Annotated in this window: 3 protein-coding genes; all 3 read right to left on the reverse strand. The window is 58.6% G+C overall.

Annotation, left to right across the window (positions count from 1 at the left end; translation table 11 throughout):
- The coding region (locus WB528_RS01150) for a DUF2171 domain-containing protein (RefSeq protein WP_423886600.1) at positions 1-135 on the reverse strand (135 nt) is incomplete at its 3' end.
- A 63-nt stretch (positions 136-198) separates the two neighbouring features.
- The gene (locus WB528_RS01155) at positions 199-708 is read right to left on the reverse strand and encodes a ferritin-like domain-containing protein (RefSeq protein ID WP_423886598.1); all 510 of its coding nucleotides are present in this window, start codon (positions 706-708) and stop codon (positions 199-201) included.
- Positions 709-828: 120 nt separating this feature from the next.
- On the reverse strand, positions 829-1,692 hold the full coding sequence (locus WB528_RS01160; protein ID WP_423886599.1) for a hypothetical protein: 864 nt from the start codon (positions 1,690-1,692) through the stop codon (positions 829-831).
- Positions 1,693-3,651: the final 1,959 nt, after the last annotated feature.

The following is a 3,651-nucleotide window of genomic DNA, read 5'->3' on the forward strand; positions in this document are numbered from 1 at the left end:
GTGATGCCCCTCGTGCGATCCTTCTCCGCTGTCTTTCCTGATCAGCTTGATCCGGTTAGCCTCGACCTTATCGACGGTGCCGACGTGAACGCCGTCGGCGCCGATGACTTCCATGTGTTCTTTGATATCGGTCATTGTTTGCAACTCCTTGGTCGACAACTCCCCTGCGCAGCCAATGTGGCGTGGAAAACATCCGTTTCAAGCCGCCAGTTTCTGTTCGGCTTCGACGTTGACCAGGGATTCGGCAAGCTTGGTAAGAGCGGAGTCGGTCGCTTCCTCTTCGTCGAGAGTCGCCTGTAAAAGCCTCGCCGCGTCGGCCATTCCGAGTTCCTCGGCCCAGGTGCGCAGCGTGCCATAACGCGACATCTCGTAATGTTCGACGGCCTGAGCGGCCGCCAGAAGGCCCGCGTCGAGCGCCGGCATTCCCTTGAAGTCTTTCATGATCTCCGCGCCCTCTTCGGTGATGCCGTTGATGGCCGCACAGGTTTTTCCCCGTGGCGGCTTGCCGATGATCTTGAAGACCTGATTAAGGCGCTTCACCTGACCCTCGGTTTCCCGAAGATGTTTGGTGAAGGCCTTCTGCAACTCTTTCGACTGCGCGGCTTTCGCCATCTTCGGAAGTGTTTTCAGGATCTTGTTCTCGGCGAAATAGATATCCTTGAGCGTCTCGTGAAAGAGATCACTCAGCAGCTTCGACTTTTTGGCCATGGTCAATTCCAGTCTCGTTTGAGGGTTGCGTTGTTGGTGTCAGCGCAGAAGCATGATGAGGATGATGAGGGGGATCGGAATTCCGACCAGCCAAAGAAGAATAGGCATTTCCTGCTCCTGTCAGGTTCGAACGGAGGGTGAAAGACGGGCGCGCGACCCCCACGTCCCGTCACGCAGGCCACCGCCTTCGGTTGCCGCGAGACTTGCGCAGAACGCGCCGAGCAACAGCGAAGCGGTGAGCCAGAACGCGAGTTGCGCCGCAGCTTTCCGTGCCGCATCGGTATCCGCTTTGATTTGCGTGACGACATCCGTGACGCGCTTGTCGGCGTCGGCCTGACTGAGGCCGGTCCGCGCAGCCACGATCTTGGAAACGTAGCTCCGATCGTTCGGCTTCAAGTCGCCGCCACTGCGGAAGCTCGACGTGAACAACCTCACCATTTCGGATCGCGAGTCGCCGGAGGCGCCCTGACCCTGCGCCGGCGCCTGGTCGGACCTCAGAAGCGTATCGACATAGCTATCCATCGGACCTGACCGGCTTGCGGCGGCCGAAGCACCTTGGCCCAAGCCGCTCACGCCGCCACCGATCAGGCTGCTTGCGGGTGTCGCCAGCAAAACCGCGCCGAGGACGGATGCGAAGGCCCACGCCACGAAGCCGTGCGCCGTATCGCGGAAGTACACTTCGTCTGCCTGGACACCAACCCAGCGCGAGCGCAGACGGCCGGCGATATAACCGCCGATCGAAGACGACAGCATGGCGATCACGACAAGATAAAGACCCGTTCCGATCTTGAATGTGGTGGCGGTAACCCCTGCCCCGCTCCACGGCGAGACGACCGACAACCCGAGGCCGATCCCGAAGGCCAGCAGTACAAATGTCAGCGCGCAGGAAACGACGGCGCCGGCCGCAACGGCGGCCCAGGACACGCCCGCTACTGCTTCAGCCAGGTCGGTTCCACCTGGCTTGACGATGACTGTGTCGCTCATGAGGCTCTATCCCTTTGCAGTGGTGTCTCAGTGCTGTCCTACAAGAGGCGAGAGAGAGCAATGGTTCCAAAACCGCAGGATATGTTTGCGCCGGCCTGAGCGCCCGAGCCTTTGAGGGGGCGCTGGCCGACTACCCCGTCATCGCGTCGCTCGCGCGCTCCTCGCAACGACCCACGCCTTCACCTTCCCGCGATGCAAATGCACCCGAGCCATGCGAATTGTCGTCTCTCCAAAACAGAGGACGCAGGGAATGCCGGGCGCTTGGCCGCACCCGCGGCCTCGTATGCGAATGAAAAAAGCATACGAGCGTAGTCACCACAGGTTCACCGAACGATCCGGCATTCCCTGCGCGATTGGTTTTAACGGTTTCCTTCGCGCTCTCCCTGGTGATCGGGCTTGTTGTCACCATCGCAGGCACGATTGCCGAAGCAGTCGTCGCCGACTTGACATCAGCGTCGAGATGTCAGGACCACACGACTTCGCCGTCCGAGAGCTCGCGCGCTCGTCTGCCGCGCCAACCCTCGTCCATCGCATCCCGCGCCCAACGTCCGTGACGATCGCGATACGCCCCTCTTTTCGGGCGGGAACGGGCGGGCTTGTAAAGATGATTTGCCCGTCGGCGCAAGGCGAAATATTTTAGGATAAGGGGATGGACAGAGGCGAACGAGAAGCCGGAGTGCTTTGCCCGTCGGGGCAAACCGGCTGATTGAAAAGCCGTTACGGTCGATCCTGGTTGGCTAATCCCTGCCTGATAACATCCTTGCGCGATCTCCAAGCCGGATATGCACCCCTCTGCAATACCCAGCGCGATGGCCCTTATGACAATCTCGAGATCGGCAGAAGGGAGCTGATCGAGAAGCTTCCATGAACGCGCAATTTGTCGAGCGTGTACAAGGTACGTTCTGAAATTGGAAAAGGCTTGATCGGTATTCGTTACTCCACAATGTCGGCCTGACGTTCACTAGCAGCGGACATTCGCGGGGTCGTTCGCAATATCTCAAACGTGTCAAAAATCGACCTTGCGGGAATGGCCGCCGCGCAAAGCTGTCGTTCGCAACGAAGCTATCTATCCTCCGTTCGGAATGATCGCACTTTCGAGGCGTTCACCGAGAGCAAGCGATCCAATGTATGCCAGATACGCACTTTTCGTCGCCGTTTAGACTCTGGTCCAATACCGTAATCTCCGGGCCGACGAGCCGACGATCCTGACGAAGGCGTCGTCGCGATAGCTCTTCATTCCATCTCAGAAGTTTAACTTGGAAGTTCGTGCGAAGGACTTGGAGGGATGGGGCTGCGGTTCAGGGAAAAGAGCAGTCAACTTCTATGCTTAGAGCCGCGGTGGAGGCTTCTTACATACTGGCCAAATCAAGGAGATTCGATGGTCCGCTCAGATGGCTGCCAAGGCCGACATCATAGCCCGCGGCTGCGAACGCAAATGGGCGAGGCTGAATGTGTTGGTCCTCCGCAACGCACGCGCAGACGACGCGCTGATCGCTCGCCTATGCGTCGGGTTAGTGGCTGCCGAACCGTCGTGCGCCCGTTGAAAACAGTGCGCTCGGAAACCGCCACGGATGACAATCGGGCGACATTGTAAGAGCCGCCCACGGCACGATTTACCGATCTGGGGATGTCGGTTTCACATCAGATGTCCATCCAATAACGGACGTAAAACGGATGTCGCGGCACTTCGCATTTGTGCCCTCAACAATAAGCGACATCGCGCGTCCAAAAAACAGCCGGCTAAAATGCAGAAAAAAGGCTCGGTGGGTTGAGAAAATCGGCGGGGACTTCTCATCTTTGGGCATTGCGCGAGGCGTCAAACTGCCGGACTTCAAGCGCGGATCAATGCCCCAATGATCGCCGAGTTTGCGCATGGGACATTTTTGCAACACTCGGCTCTATTCGTGGAACAAGTGCAGATGGCATCTCAAGGACTCGTGACATTAGCGGATATGCTCC

Source organism: Bradyrhizobium sp. (assembly GCF_049586575.1).
Classification (GTDB): Bacteria; Pseudomonadota; Alphaproteobacteria; order Rhizobiales; family Xanthobacteraceae; genus Bradyrhizobium.